This is a genomic window from Agathobaculum butyriciproducens (genome assembly GCA_003096535.1).
Lineage (GTDB): Bacteria > Bacillota > Clostridia > Oscillospirales > Butyricicoccaceae > Agathobaculum > Agathobaculum butyriciproducens.
In genome coordinates this window covers 1-14,056 of record QEKJ01000028.1, presented here as the reverse complement: position 1 = coordinate 14,056, position 14,056 = coordinate 1, and the positions used below count along the sequence as shown (strand labels likewise).

Here is a 14,056-nt window from a genome sequence, read left to right as displayed (position 1 = left end):
TTATAAAGTGTAAAAAGTAAAGGCATTGTGTATGATGTACACAATGCCTAAAAATCTTCTATCAATTTGTGTTAATTTTGCTCTTGCTACTCAGCAAACCTTACAAAAACTTTATCTGCTCGACTGTTTCTGACAGGTAATTTTGCATTATGCAAACCGAACAAAGCCAACAAAAAAGCCGACTCCAACAGTAGGGAGTCGGCAAAAATTGTTAGTAAATTGGAAAATTTGCGCAGATATCGCGTACATTTCGGCGGATATCGTTTGCCTTGTTGTCGAAATCGGTTGCGGCCTGCCAGATAAACTCGGCAATGCGGAGCATCTCCGGCGCACCGAAGCCGCGGGTGGTGACAGCGGGCGTGCCGATGCGCATGCCCGAGGTGACGAACGGACTTTCCGGGTCGTTCGGGATGGCATTCTTGTTGGCAGTGATGTATACCTCGTCCAGACGGCGCTGCAGCTCCTTGCCGGTCACGCCGGTCTTTCGCAGGTCGATGAGCATCAGGTGGTTGTCCGTGCCGCCGCCGACCAGATCGAAGCCCTGCTTCTGGAGTGCGTCCGCGAGCACGCGCGCGTTGGTGACGACGCGCTGCTGGTACGCCTTGAACTCCGGCTTGAGCGCCTCGCCGAAGCAGACCGCCTTTGCGGCGATGACATGCTCGAGCGGGCCGCCCTGTGTGCCGGGGAAGATGGCCTTGTTAAACTTCTTTGCCAGTTCCTCATCGTTCGTCAGGATAACGCCGCCGCGCGGACCGCGCAGCGTCTTGTGCGTGGTGGTGGTGACGACATCCGCGTAGGGAACCGGACTCTGGTGCAGACCGGCAGCCACCAGACCGGCAATGTGCGCCATGTCAACGAACAGGTACGCGCCGACCTCGTGTGCGATTTCAGCGAATTTTTCAAAGTCGATGGCGCGCGGGTACGCGGACGCACCGGCGATGATCATCTTCGGCTGTTCCTTTTTGGCAAGGGCACGGAGCGCATCATAGTCAATGAGACCGTTCTCATCCACGCCGTAGGGCACGATGTTGTACAGCAGGCCGGACTGATTGACCGGCGAGCCGTGGGTCAGGTGACCGCCGTTGTCCAGGCTCATGCCGAGCACGGTATCACCCGGCTTGCACAGCGCCTGATAGACCGCCATGTTCGCCTGCGCGCCCGAGTGCGGCTGCACGTTCGCGTATTTCGCGCCGAACAGCTGGCACACGCGGCGGATGGCGAGGTTTTCCACCTCATCGACGCATTCGCAGCCGCCGTAGTAGCGCTTGCCGGGATAGCCTTCGGCGTACTTGTTGGTCAGCACGCTGCCCATTGCCGCCATAACAGCCTCGCTGACGATGTTTTCCGAGGCGATCAACTCAATGTTGCGCGCCTGTCGTTTGTATTCTGCTTCGATCATACGTCCGAGTTCGGGGTCGAACGCCGTCACGAAGTCCATTGCTTGACGAACCATGATACAGCCTCCTGCGGGGATAGAACAATATTATGATATTGTACGATAAGAATTTACTATTATAATTAAACCACATTTTTCGCATGGAATCTATTGACAAATATCTGATTTTTGCGTTAACGCTTTAGCAGTTTATAGTGAAAATGTTACATTGTGCATTTTTGTGCAAACAGTTGCCCTTTTTTCGACGATATGTTACAATACCAGTAGGATTATTTGGGGAGAGAGGATAACACAATGACTAAGAAAGAACGAGCCGCCGCCGTTACCGAGCTGCTGAAATCGGTCTATCCGGAGGCGGTCTGCGCCCTGCATTATACACACGATTATGAATTGCTGTTCGCCACCCGGCTTTCCGCGCAGTGTACGGACGCGCGCGTCAATATTGTGACAGAAAAATTATTCAAGCAGTTTCCGACCCTGCAGAGCTTCGCGGATGCGTCCGAGGAGGAGATTGCCGAGGCCATCAAGACCTGCGGCCTGTTCCGCACCAAAGCGCGCGACCTCAAGGCGTGCGCCATGATGCTCATCGCCAATTACGGCGGCAGGGTGCCGGATACCATGGAGGAGCTGCTCAAGCTCCCGGGCGTCGGCCGCAAGACCGCCAACCTCATCCTCGGGGATATTTTCGGCAAACCGGCCATTGTGTGCGATACGCACTGCATCCGTTTGTCCAACCGGCTGGGCTTCGTCAAGAACGAGAAGGACCCGGTCAAGGTGGAGAACGCCCTGAGAAAGCTGCTCGACCCGGCGGAGTCGTCCGATTTCTGCCACCGGCTGGTGCTGTTCGGCCGCGAGCACTGCACCGCCCGCAGCCCGAAGTGCGAGGGCTGTCCGCTCGGCGCGGTGTGCCCGTCCTATCCCATTGCGAAATAACATAGAGAAAAAGTAGGACTTTGAGAAAAAACATAGAAAATCCACTTGACAAATTCTCATCGTTGGAATATACTGATGTCAGAAAAAGCAAAACCGCAGAACAAGAGTGAGTAAGAGCGAGACCGCGCTTTCAGAGAGCTTTCCGGTGGTGTGAGGAAAGCAGCAGAGGACGTTGCTGAATGGACTTGTGAGGGCAGCCTCAAATCCGCAGGGAGAGTATGGCTGACGGGAATCCCGCCGTTATCAAGGGAGCGTGTGTGTTTGCACACGACAGAGTGGACGTTTTTGTACGTCAATTTGGGTGGTACCGCAGAAGTAACAGGCTTTTGTCCCATGATACGTTTGTATCATAGGATGAAAGCCTTTTTTTGTTGTCGGCAATACCGCGCAATCGGCCTGCGGTGCTTTTCGGAAATTTTGCTCCCTGATTTTGTTGCGGCCCCTTGCAATACACAAAGTATTGCTGCGGAACCGCGCCGCATCAGGAAACAAAATTTACGCGCAAATCACTCTTGCCCGATTACCCGGTATTACCGAATGGATTATTTGGCTGGAATGCTGAAATATGGAGGAAAACACAATGATTACCCCAAGCTGTGACGAGATTTTGAAGCTCGCGGAGGAATATACGACCATTCCGGTCTGCCGCGAGATCTACGCCGATATGACAACGCCGATTTCGCTGCTGCGCCGCCTGCAGACCCGTTCCGACCGCTTTTTCCTGCTGGAGAGCGTGGAGGGCGGCGAAAAATGGGCGCGCTACTCCTTCCTCGGCTATGACCCGATTCTGCGTGCGACCTGCAAAAACGGCACGGTAACGCTCGAGGGTACGGTCAACAAGACGGTCAAGACCGACAAGCCGCTCACCGTTCTCCGCGAGGTGCTCGGCGAGTACCGCGCACCGCGGCTTGAGGGTCAGCCGCCGTTCACGGGCGGTTTCGTCGGCTACTTCGCGTATGCGATGCTGGGCTACGCCGAGCCGACCCTCAATATCAAGCGCGGCGCATGGGATGATTTCGACCTGATGCTGTTCGACAAGGTCATCGCGTACGACCACCTCAAGCAGAAGATCGTGCTCGTGGTCAACATGAAGACCGACAGCGTGATGGAGAATTACGGCAAGGCGTGTGCGGCGCTCGAGGGCATGGCGGCGCTAATCAACGACCAGACCCCGCTTCCGCCGCTCAAGGCAACCGGCAGGCCGAACTTCACCTGCAACGTCACCGAGGCGCAGTACGCCGATATCGTGGAAAAGACCCGCGAGTACATCTTTGACGGCGATATCTTTCAGGCCGTGCAGTCGCGGCAGTTCTCCAGTCCGTATCAGGACAGCCTGCTTTCGGCGTACCGCGTGCTCCGCACCACCAACCCCTCGCCGTACATGGTGTTCCTCTCCATTAATGGAGATGAAATCATGTGCTCCTCTCCGGAAACGCTCGTGCGCTTGCAGGATGGCCGTCTGACGACTTTCCCGGTGGCCGGCTCCCGTCCGCGCGGCAAAACGCCGGAGGAGGACAAGGCGCTCGAAAACGAGCTGCTTGCCGATGAGAAGGAGCTTTCCGAGCATAACATGCTGGTCGATCTCGGCCGCAATGACCTTGGCCGCGTGTCCAGGATCGGCACGGTCGAAGTCACCGATTACATGATGATCCACCGCTATTCCAAGATCATGCATATCTGCTCTCAGGTCGAGGGCGACATCGATGAAAAGTACGATGCCTGCGATGCCATCGAAGCCGTGCTTCCGGCGGGCACCCTGTCCGGCGCACCCAAGATCCGCGCGTGCGAGATCATCGAGGAGCAGGAGAGCGAGCCGCGCGGCGTATACGGCGGCGCACTCGGCTATCTGGATTTCACCGGCAATATGGATACCTGCATCGCCATCCGCATGGCTGCCAAGAAGAACGGCATCGTGACCGTACAGGCGGGCGGCGGCATCGTCGCGGATTCCGTGCCGCATAATGAATATATGGAAAGCGCAAACAAGGCAAAGGCAGTCATGAATGCCATCGAGCGTGCTTCGGAGGTAGACGGATAATGATTCTCCTGATCGACAATTACGATTCTTTTTCCTATAACCTGTTCCAGCAGGCGGCGGCTATCGAGCCGGAAATCAAGGTAGTCCGCAATGATGCGCTCACCGTTGGTGAGATCGAGGGACTGAATCCCTCGCACATCATCCTTTCTCCGGGGCCCGGCTACCCGAAGGACGCGGGCATCTGCGAGGAAGTGGTAAGCAGGCTCGGCGGCAGCATCCCGATTCTCGGCGTGTGCCTCGGTCATCAGGCCATCTGCGAGGCGTTCGGCGGCCGCATCGAGCACGCGCAGCAGCTCATGCACGGCAAGCAGAGCATCGTCGAGGTGGATACCGACGAGCCGCTGTTCAAGGGTCTGGCAAAAAAGACCATGGTAGCGCGCTATCATTCTCTGGTCGCCGCACCGGATTCTCTGCCGGATTGCCTCAAGGTCATCTCCCGCGACGAAAGAGGAGAGATCATGGCTGTGCGGCATAAGACCATGCCGATTTACGGCGTGCAGTTTCATCCGGAATCCATTTTGACACCGCAGGGAACAACCATTATGCAGAACTTTTTGAAAATGGAGAATTGAGAATGGAGAATTGAGAATGGAGAATTGAGAATGGAGAATTGAGAGTTAAGGTATCGCGCAGAGCGCCGCACATTGTCGCAGCGCGGACGGAACTCGCGCAAGGATAGCGACATTTTCCATTCTCAATTTTCAATTACTTAGAGATTTAACATTTACAAAAGAGGTACGAATTATGATTCAGCTTGCAATTCACGAGGCCATCAACGGCCGAGATCTGGACTACACCATCGCTCGTGCAACGATGGAGGAAATGATGGACGGCACGGCGACCGACATCGAAATGGCAACGCTCCTGACAGCGCTGCGTATGAAAGGCGAAACCATCACCGAGATCACGGCGTGCGCCGAGGTCATGCGCGAAAAGGGCGCGCACATTGAGCCGAAAGGCGCGGTTATGGACATCGTAGGCACGGGCGGCGATGAGGTCGGCTCGTTCAACATCTCCACGACCGCCGCATTTGTGGCGGCGGCGGGCGGTGTGCCGGTGGCAAAGCACGGCAACCGTTCGGTGTCCTCCAAGTCGGGCGCGGCGGATGTGCTCGAGAAACTCGGCGTTGTCCTGTCGCTGTCGCCCGAGCAGAACGAAAGGGTGCTGGCGGAAACGGGCATCTGCTTCCTGTTCGCGCAGGGCTATCACAAGTCCATGAAGAACGTCGCGCCTGTCCGCAAGGGCATGGGCGAGCGCACCATCTTCAACGTGCTCGGCCCGCTGTCCAATCCGGCGCGCGCGACTATGCAGCTGCTCGGCGTGTACGATGAAAGCCTCGTCATGCCGATGGCGCAGGTGCTGAGTAACCTCGGCGTAACGCGCGGCATGGTGGTCTGCGGCGGCGGTATGGACGAGGCCAGCCTCATCGGCAGGAACAAGGTCTGCGAGATCCGCGACGGCGAACTCACGCCGTATGAGCTCGACCCGACCGAATACGGCCTGTCGCTCTGCACGGTGGACGAGCTGTGCGGCGGCTCACCCAAGGCAAACGCACAGATCACCCGCGACATCCTTGCAGGCCGTGAGCAGGGCGCGAAGCGCGAGGAGATTTTGCTGAACGCCGGTATCGCGCTGTACCTCGGTCTGGACGGCCTGACGCTGGCGGACGGCATCAAAAAGGCCGCCGAGCTCATTGACAGCGGCGCGACGCTCGCGAAGCTCAACCGGTTTGCAGCGGCAACGCAGGAGGCGGCAAAGGCATGATCCTCGACGAACTGGCGGCGCACGCCCGCGAGCGGGTCGCGGCGGACAAGGCGAAGATTTCGCTCGAGGACATGAAGGCGCAGGCGGAAGCACTCCCGAAAGGCGATTTTCGGTTTGAAAAAGCGCTTTCCGGCAAAGAATGTGCGTTCATCTGCGAGGTCAAGAAGGCCAGCCCGTCCAAGGGCATCATCGACCCGGTGTTCGACTTTGAGAAAATCGCGCAAAGCTACGAGGACGCGGGCGCGGACTGTGTTTCGTGCCTGACCGAACCCAAGTGGTTTCTCGGATCGGACGAAATCTTCAAAAAGGTTAGGGGAATCGTCACCAGACCGATGATACGCAAGGATTTTACGGTGGATGAGTACCAGATTTATCAGGCCAAGGTCCTCGGCGCGGACGCGGTGCTTCTCATTTGCACACTGCTGGACACCGAAACGATACGCGATTATATCGGCATTTGCGACAAATTAGGCATAAGCGCTTTGGTGGAAACGCACGATGCACAGGAGATGCAGTCTGCGGTTCGAGCGGGTGCGCGGCTCATCGGCGTGAACAACCGCAACCTCAAGGACTTCACCGTGGACCTTGGCAACGCGGCGCGGCTGCGCGAGGGCGCACCGGACGGTACGGTTTTCGTAGCCGAGAGCGGCGTTTCCGCTCCGGCGGATGCGGCGGCACTGCGAAAGACCGGCGCGGATGCCGTTCTGGTAGGCGAGTACCTCATGCGTGCCGCAGACAAGAAACAGGCGCTCGATGCCCTGCGGGAGGCGGTAAAATGAAGCTGAAATTCTGCGGACTGACCCGCAAAGAGGATATAGAGGCCGCGAACGAAACAAAACCGGACTTTATCGGTTTCGTGTTCGCGGAGAGCCGCCGGCATGTGTCGGATAGGGATGCAGCGCGGCTCAAGGAGCACCTCGACCCGGAGATTAAGACGGTCGGCGTGTTCGTGAACGACGAACCCGAGCACATCGCCGCGCTGGTGCGCGATGAGGTTATCGACATCATCCAGCTGCACGGCGGCGAGAGCATGCATTATATAAGCAGGCTGCGAAAGCTGACAAGCGCGCCCATCGTCTACGCCGTCCGCGTGGAGACCCACCGCGACATTGAGCAGGCGGACACCCTGCCGGTGGACTGGCTGCTGCTGGATACCTATGTAAAGCACGCCTACGGCGGCAGCGGCAAGACGTTCGACTGGTCGCTGATAGGCGAGGTAAACCACCCGTATTTTCTCGCGGGCGGGCTGAATGAAACCAACGTCCAAAGAGCCGCACAGACCGGCGCGTATGCGCTCGACCTGTCCAGCGGCATTGAAACGGACGATGTAAAGGATATTGATAAGATGCGCCGCGTATCGGCGCTTGTGAAAGGAGCAAACCAATGAGCAAGGGACGTTTTGGCGTACACGGCGGTCAGTACATGCCGGAAACGCTGATGAACGCGGTTATCGAGCTGGAGGAAGCCTACAACCACTATAAGAACGATCCGGCATTCAACGCAGAGCTGACCGAGCTGCTGAACAACTACGCAGGCCGTCCGTCGCGCCTGTACTTTGCGAAGCATATGACAAACGACCTCGGCGGTGCGAAGATCTACCTCAAGCGCGAGGATCTCAACCACACCGGCGCCCATAAGATCAACAACGTGCTCGGTCAGGCGCTGCTGGCGAAAAAGATGGGTAAGACCCGTCTGATCGCAGAGACCGGCGCCGGTCAGCACGGCGTTGCGACTGCGACGGCCGCAGCCCTGATGGGCATGGAGTGCGTGGTGTTCATGGGCGTGGAGGACACCGAGCGTCAGGCGCTCAACGTGTACCGCATGCGCCTGCTCGGCGCGGAGGTCATCCCGGTCTCGACCGGCACGGGCACGCTCAAGGATGCCTGCTCGGCAGCCTTCCGCGAGTGGACCTCCCGCATTGACGATACGCATTACTGCCTCGGCTCGTGCATGGGCCCGCACCCGTTCCCGACCATCGTGCGCGATTTCCAGTCGGTCATCTCCAAGGAGATCAAGGAGCAGATGCTCGAAAAGGAGGGCAAACTCCCGGACGTCGTGATGGCATGTGTCGGCGGCGGCTCGAACGCCATCGGCGCGTTTTACAACTTCATCGAGGATGAGGGCGTGCGCCTGATCGGCTGTGAGGCTGCGGGCCGCGGTGTCAATACCGCAGAAACGGCCGCGACCATCGCAACCGGCCGTCTGGGCATTTTCCACGGCATGAAGAGCTATTTCTGTCAGGACGAATACGGCCAGATCGCACCGGTTTACTCCATCTCCGCCGGTCTGGATTATCCCGGCATCGGCCCGGAGCACGCTTACCTGCACGACATCGGCCGCGCAGAGTACGTTCCGGTGACGGACGACGAAGCGGTAAACGCATTCGAGTATCTCAGCCGTATCGAGGGCATCATCCCGGCCATCGAGTCCGCGCACGCAGTCGCATACGCGATGAAGCTCGCGCTGACCATGCGCAAGGACCAGACCATCGTTATCAATATCTCCGGCCGCGGCGATAAGGACTGCGCGGCCATCGCACGCTACCGCGGCGAGGACATTCATGAGTGATTAGGAAATTTATGCATCGTTTTTGAATATATGCCGTAGGGCGCGACGACTCGGCGCGCCATGCAGGCCGTATGCACATCGTTACCATCGGCGTGCCGAGGTCGTCACGCCCTACGAAAAAGGAGTAAGCTATGAGCAAGATAACATCTGCCTTCCGGAGCGGCAAGGCTTTCATTCCCTTTGTAACCTGCGGTGACCCGTCTCTGGACGTCACCGAGCAGATCGTTTACGCGATGGCGGACGCGGGCGCGGACCTCATCGAGCTGGGTATCCCGTTCTCCGACCCGACCGCTGAGGGCCCGGTCATTCAGGAGGCCAACGTGCGTGCGCTGTCCGCCGGCACGACCACTGACAAAATTTTCGACATGGTGCGCCGCATCCGTCAGAAAACCGACATTCCGATGGTATTTATGACCTACGCGAACGTGGTGTACTCCTACGGCTCGGAGCGTTTCATCCGCACTGCCGCTGAGATCGGCATGGACGGTCTTATCCTGCCGGACGTTCCGTTCGAGGAAAAGGCCGAGTTTGACCCGCTGTGCCGCCAGTACGGTATCGACCTCGTGTCGCTCATCGCGCCGACCTCGCACGACCGCATCCGCATGATCGCAAAGGAAGCCTCCGGCTTCGTGTACTGCGTGTCCTCGCTCGGCGTTACCGGCGTGCGCTCGAGCATCACCACCGACATCGGCGCGATGGTGAAGCTGGTCAAGGAGACGCAGGATATTCCGTGCGCGGTCGGCTTCGGCATTTCCACGCCCGAGCAGGCCGCAAAGATGGCCGCCCAGTCGGACGGCGCGATCGTCGGCTCGGCAATCGTCAAAATCTGTGCAAAGTACGGAAAAGACTGCGTGCCGCACGTCAAGGAGTACGTCAAGAGCATGAAGGACGCGGTGCGGAACGCAAATTGAAAATTGAAAATGGAGAATGGAGAATGAACGCGACGGTCAAACGGGTTTCGGTTCATTTTTCATTGGTTCATTGATGTTCAAATGACAAAACGAGGGAGAAACGGTTGGTTCTCCCTCGTTTTTTGCGATTATTGAGGTGGATGGAGTTATTCCGCCCAATGGGCGGCAATTCAATCATCGCGCTTGCGCGATACCGCAATTCTCAATTCTCCATTCTCAATTTTCAATTAGTAATTGTCAGCCTTGAGTTCAAAGTAGGCTTTAGGATGCGCGCAGACCGGGCAGACCTCGGGCGCCTGCCTGCCAACCACGATATGTCCGCAGTTGGAGCACTGCCATACGCAGTCGCCGTCGCGGGAAAAGACCAGCTTATCCTCGACATTCCTGAGCAGCCTGCGGTAGCGTTCCTCGTGCTCCTTTTCGATCGCGCCGACCATCTCGAACAGGTCCGCGATGTGGTCGAAGCCCTCCTCACGCGCCTCCTTGGCGAAGGTGGCATACATGTCGGTCCACTCGTAGTTTTCGCCCTCTGCGGCAGCCTTGAGGTTGGCTGCGGTGTCGTCAATGCCGCCGTTGAGCAGCTTGAACCAGATTTTCGCGTGCTCCTTCTCGTTTGCGGCGGTCTCCTCGAAGATTTTCGCAATCTGCACATAGCCGTCCTTTTTCGCCTTGGAGGCAAAGAACGTGTACTTGTTGCGTGCCATGGATTCGCCTGCAAATGCGGTCTGCAGGTTTGCTTCGGTGCGGGTGCCCTTGAGTTCTGCCATAATAGTTATCCTTTCTCCGCTATTCTTCCGGTTGACGGTCAGACCGTTCTGACTGCTTTTTTAGTCTTTCCTGCAAGCGCTGCAAATACCCTCGAACAGAATTTCGTACCGATGCAGCTCCACGCCGGAGGAATCCTCCACGCGGTCGATGAGATCGGTGACAGGCGGCATAAATACATCAAAAACGCCGCCGCACTTGGTGCACCGCACATGATAATGCGGCTTGATGTTGAAATCAAAGTGATCGGCACCGGTCGGCACAGGCACGCGCAAAATCTCGCCCTGAGCTGCCAGCTGGTTCAGATTGCGGTAAACCGTGGCCTTGCTGATGGTCGGGTGCTGCGCCGCGATAACGGCATAAATCGCATCTGCGGTAGGGTGGTTGTGCATCTGATTCACTGCCTGCAATACAATCTGACGCTGAATGGTGTTTCTGGTCTGCATAAAATGCACCTCCTTTATTAGTATTACTTCTTAATTAAGAGTATATTGCAAATCTATATTTTTGTCAATCGGTAAGAAGCACCTTTTTGAATACTGTATGGGAGGAGATCTTGAAAAGGTTGCAGGCGATACGGAGAGTATGATACGATAAATATAAACCGGGGAATGGAGATAACAGTATGGATCGAACGGAGTTAGAAAAATATATACGGAATAATTATGGTACAGAGCCGGATCATCCGTGGATAAAGCATCCGAATTATGGAGTGTTCCGCCATAGCAGTAATAAAAAATGGTTTGCCGGGTGCGGATGAAAACAAAAAACGAGCCGTGAATCACATGAAGATTCACGGCTCGTTTCAGCCTGCCAAAAAAGTCAGATTGGCGTTTTGCGTTTCGTGCGGCAGCACGCATAAAATAGAATTTGCGAAGCAAATTCATAAATTCCGGGAGCATGGTCCAGACCACCCTCTCTTGCCGCTATGCGGCAATTCACCTTGTGTATCTCGGAATTTATACAAGGGAAGAAAAAATGTGCCCGTCAGGGCGCGGTTTTTCTTCGGTTTCGCTCGAAAGCGTGGTTTCGAGCGAGAGGCTGCTCGGAAAACGTTAGTTTTTCGACAGCCTCAAACGAGCCGTGAATCACATGAAGATTCACGGCTCGTTTGTTAGAGAACATATAGAAACACCATCAGATAATGACAAACGCTGCCGACGATTACGAACAGATGAAACAGCTCATGAAATCCGATCATTTTACCTAAATTCGGCTTTTTGGCGATATAGATCACGCCGCCGACCGTATACGACAGACCTCCGGCAGCCAGCAGGGCAATGGCGGGCGCGGGCATGGACAGCACAACCCCGAAATCAAACGCGATTGCCCAGCCAAGCGCGAGGTACAGCGCGGTGCCGATGAGACGCGGCGCGTCAATCCACAGCAGCTTGATGGCAATGCCGGTCAGCGCAATCAGCCAGATCACGCCGAGAAAGACATAGCTGCGCGGCGCAGGCATGAATTTGAGAATAATCGGCGTATAGCTGCCCGCGATCAGCACATAGATCATGCTGTGGTCAAGTTTTTTCAGCCGCCGCAGGACGGCTTCGCCGCGGCCGAAGAAATGGTACACGCTGCTTGCGGAGTACAGCGCGATCAGCGACAGGCAGAACACCACGGCCGCCGCCGCCAGCGAGCCGGTGACGGACGAATCGAACAGCAGCCGCACGAGCAGCACGAACAGTCCGGCGCCGCTGAGCACCGCACCGATGAAATGAGAGTAACTGGAAAACGGCTCGCGGGCCTTGAGAAATGCACGAGGCATACAAACTCCTCCTTTTGCTATGTAGAGTTAAAAACTATATCACATCTGTTATAATACCATATTTTCCGAAAATTGCAAGTGCTTTCTCCAAATTGTCACCATGAAAAAAGCACCGTCTTTGTTAATCAAAGACAGTGCTTCAGCTTGTCGAAAAAGCAATATTCGATTTTTATGCTTCGTGCGGCAGCACGCATTCAATCGAATTTGCTTTGCAAATTCATAAATTCCGGGAGCATGTATCTCGGAATTTATACAAGGGAAGAAAAAATGTGTCCGCAGGACGCGGTTTTTCTTCGAGATTCGCTCGAAAGCGTGGTTTCGAGCGAGAGGCTGTTCGGAAAACAAAGTTTTTCGACAGTCTCAAGCACCGTCTTTGTTAATCAAAGACAGTGCTTGAAAAATCAGGTATACGATTTCGGAATTTTTATGGTTCTCTCCTGCGCGGGAAGGTGCCGGGCGACTTCCTGCCGGATTTTTTCATTTTTTATCATGGTCGGCATGTGCGCCCGCACGGTAATATCGTGCGAGGCGTTCGGGTTCGCCGGAAGAATATCGCTCAGTTTGGTGTCCATCGTGATGCGGTAACGCGGCAAATCGGTCAATTTGCGCTGAATAGACGCCGTTCCGGTGTTGGTCAGCACGCTGACCTGAATACCGTTTTTCTGCAGCAGCGGCTGCATCCACTCGTCGCGCGCGCCGAACGGATATGCGAAAAACAGCACGTTTTTCTGACTGGTATTTTGCGTGATGAGGTCAATACTCTGCTTGAGGTCCTCGCCGACGCGCTTGTTATACGCCGCCTGCGACTCGCCCTTCAGCCGCTGGATGCCATTGATGCCGTCCGGTGCGGTCAGTCCGCCGTACTGCGGGTTGTGCAGGTTGTAGGTATGAGAACCCAGCTCTACCAGACCGCTGTCAGCCATTTCGGCTGCCTCGTCCCACTTGAGGAAAAAGCGGTTCGCTTCCGTGTTGTCGTTTGCGCGAATGCTTTTGCCGATCAGTGCAATGACGGCTTTCATGCCGGTTTTCTGCAGAATCGGGTACGCAATATCGTAATTGGAGCGATAACCGTCGTCAAAGGTGATCATGACCGGCCGCTCGGGCATGGCTTCCTTTCCGGCTCGGATGTTGATCAAATCCGCCGAGAGCAGCGGCGTGTAGCCGTTGTATTCCAGATATTCCATGTCCTCCTGAAAACGCTCGCCGGTGATGGTCATGCTCGTCACGGCGGACGGGTCGTTCGTCAGGTTGTGGTACATCAGAATCGGAACCTTAGAGGCAGTATTTGCCGCGCTGCAGCTGATACAGGATACAAAAAATGCACCTGTCAGTCCGAAAAGGACCAGGCGTTGCCAGAACTTTTTCATATGTAAGCCTCCTACCGCTTATTGTTCGTTCAGTATATCATATTACAGTGGGTTTGTCGAGCTGAGTAGCAAGAGCAAAATTAACACAAATTGATAGAAGATTTTTAGGCATTGTGTACATCATACACAATGCCTTTACTTTTTACGCTTTATAAGCACTTTTTTAGGGTAATTCGAGGTATTTTAGGCACGCCAACAAGGAGTGACTTTTTTCGCCACTCCTAAAATGAGAAAATATGCGATTTTGAAGGCTTATTCCTGCTGCTGCATATACAGTTCGTACACTGTATTGGAGGTTGCCCAGCTGAGAACCTTGCGTGGATAGTTATTGATCCAGTCCTGCAAGGCAGCGATCTGTGCTGCCGTCACCTTGGAGAAGTCAGTACCTTTTGGAAACCATCGCCGGATTAGGCGATTAGCGTTCTCGTTAGAACCACGCTCCCAGCTATGATGGGCATGACAGTAATATACTTTCGTGCGTTTCTCACTCTTGCGCAGGCCGGAGTTCTCCATGCCATCTACATTGGCAAATTCGCTGCCGTTATC

14 protein-coding genes and 1 other annotated feature are annotated in these 14,056 nt (G+C 55.6%); of the genes, 8 read left to right on the top strand and 6 right to left on the bottom strand.

Annotated elements, in window-relative coordinates; translation table 11 throughout:
- Nucleotides 1-211: 211 nt before the first annotated feature.
- Nucleotides 212-1,453: a serine hydroxymethyltransferase gene (gene glyA / locus C7386_RS12600; RefSeq protein ID WP_116705670.1), complete on the bottom strand. Its 1,242-nt coding sequence runs from the start codon at nt 1,451-1,453 to the stop codon at nt 212-214.
- 237 nt (nt 1,454-1,690) lie between these two features.
- Between glyA and nth the strand changes: the two genes are divergently transcribed.
- The 8 genes from nth to trpA all read left to right on the top strand — a co-directional run bounded on the left by nth (nt 1,691) and on the right by trpA (nt 9,610).
- Complete coding sequence (nth, locus tag C7386_RS12595; RefSeq protein ID WP_110437348.1) at nt 1,691-2,329, top strand: endonuclease III; 639 nt, start codon at nt 1,691-1,693, stop codon at nt 2,327-2,329.
- Between the two features lie 87 nt (nt 2,330-2,416).
- Nucleotides 2,417-2,666 (top strand) — a binding site (T-box leader).
- 243 nt (nt 2,667-2,909) lie between these two features.
- Complete coding sequence (locus tag C7386_RS12590) at nt 2,910-4,367, top strand: anthranilate synthase component I family protein (protein ID WP_110437347.1); 1,458 nt, start codon at nt 2,910-2,912, stop codon at nt 4,365-4,367.
- Nucleotides 4,367-4,939, top strand: a complete 573-nt coding sequence (locus C7386_RS12585; protein ID WP_116705669.1) for an anthranilate synthase component II — start codon at nt 4,367-4,369, stop codon at nt 4,937-4,939. Before C7386_RS12590 ends, C7386_RS12585 begins: the two co-directional genes overlap by 1 nt.
- A gap of 172 nt (nt 4,940-5,111) precedes the next feature.
- Nucleotides 5,112-6,131, top strand: coding sequence for an anthranilate phosphoribosyltransferase (gene trpD, locus C7386_RS12580; RefSeq protein WP_110437345.1), 1,020 nt, complete (start codon nt 5,112-5,114; stop codon nt 6,129-6,131).
- Complete coding sequence (gene trpC / locus C7386_RS12575) at nt 6,128-6,910, top strand: indole-3-glycerol phosphate synthase TrpC (RefSeq protein WP_110437344.1); 783 nt, start codon at nt 6,128-6,130, stop codon at nt 6,908-6,910. The genes trpD and trpC overlap by 4 nt, the downstream gene beginning before the upstream one ends.
- Entirely contained in the window at nt 6,907-7,518 is a 612-nt protein-coding gene (locus C7386_RS12570) for a phosphoribosylanthranilate isomerase (RefSeq protein WP_110437343.1), read from the top strand. Before trpC ends, C7386_RS12570 begins: the two co-directional genes overlap by 4 nt.
- Nucleotides 7,515-8,699, top strand: a complete 1,185-nt coding sequence (trpB, locus tag C7386_RS12565; protein ID WP_110437342.1) for a tryptophan synthase subunit beta — start codon at nt 7,515-7,517, stop codon at nt 8,697-8,699. The genes C7386_RS12570 and trpB overlap by 4 nt, the downstream gene beginning before the upstream one ends.
- A gap of 131 nt (nt 8,700-8,830) precedes the next feature.
- Nucleotides 8,831-9,610: a tryptophan synthase subunit alpha gene (trpA, locus tag C7386_RS12560; protein WP_110437341.1), complete on the top strand. Its 780-nt coding sequence runs from the start codon at nt 8,831-8,833 to the stop codon at nt 9,608-9,610.
- 227 nt (nt 9,611-9,837) lie between these two features.
- Here the strand turns inward: trpA and rbr are convergent, their stop codons facing one another.
- From rbr to C7386_RS12535, 5 genes are all read right to left on the bottom strand, one after another.
- On the bottom strand, nt 9,838-10,377 hold the full coding sequence (gene rbr, locus C7386_RS12555; protein WP_116705668.1) for a rubrerythrin: 540 nt from the start codon (nt 10,375-10,377) through the stop codon (nt 9,838-9,840).
- A 60-nt stretch (nt 10,378-10,437) separates the two neighbouring features.
- Nucleotides 10,438-10,821 (bottom strand): Fur family transcriptional regulator, encoded by a 384-nt coding sequence (locus tag C7386_RS12550; RefSeq protein WP_116705667.1) that lies wholly within the window; start codon nt 10,819-10,821, stop codon nt 10,438-10,440.
- A gap of 668 nt (nt 10,822-11,489) precedes the next feature.
- A complete protein-coding gene (trhA, locus tag C7386_RS12545) occupies nt 11,490-12,143 on the bottom strand; it encodes a PAQR family membrane homeostasis protein TrhA (protein WP_116705666.1) in 654 nt (217 codons plus the stop codon).
- A gap of 401 nt (nt 12,144-12,544) precedes the next feature.
- On the bottom strand, nt 12,545-13,510 hold the full coding sequence (locus tag C7386_RS12540) for a polysaccharide deacetylase family protein (protein ID WP_116705665.1): 966 nt from the start codon (nt 13,508-13,510) through the stop codon (nt 12,545-12,547).
- A 252-nt stretch (nt 13,511-13,762) separates the two neighbouring features.
- A partial coding sequence (locus C7386_RS12535; protein ID WP_116704883.1) for an IS30 family transposase occupies nt 13,763-14,056 on the bottom strand: 294 nt, incomplete at its 5' end.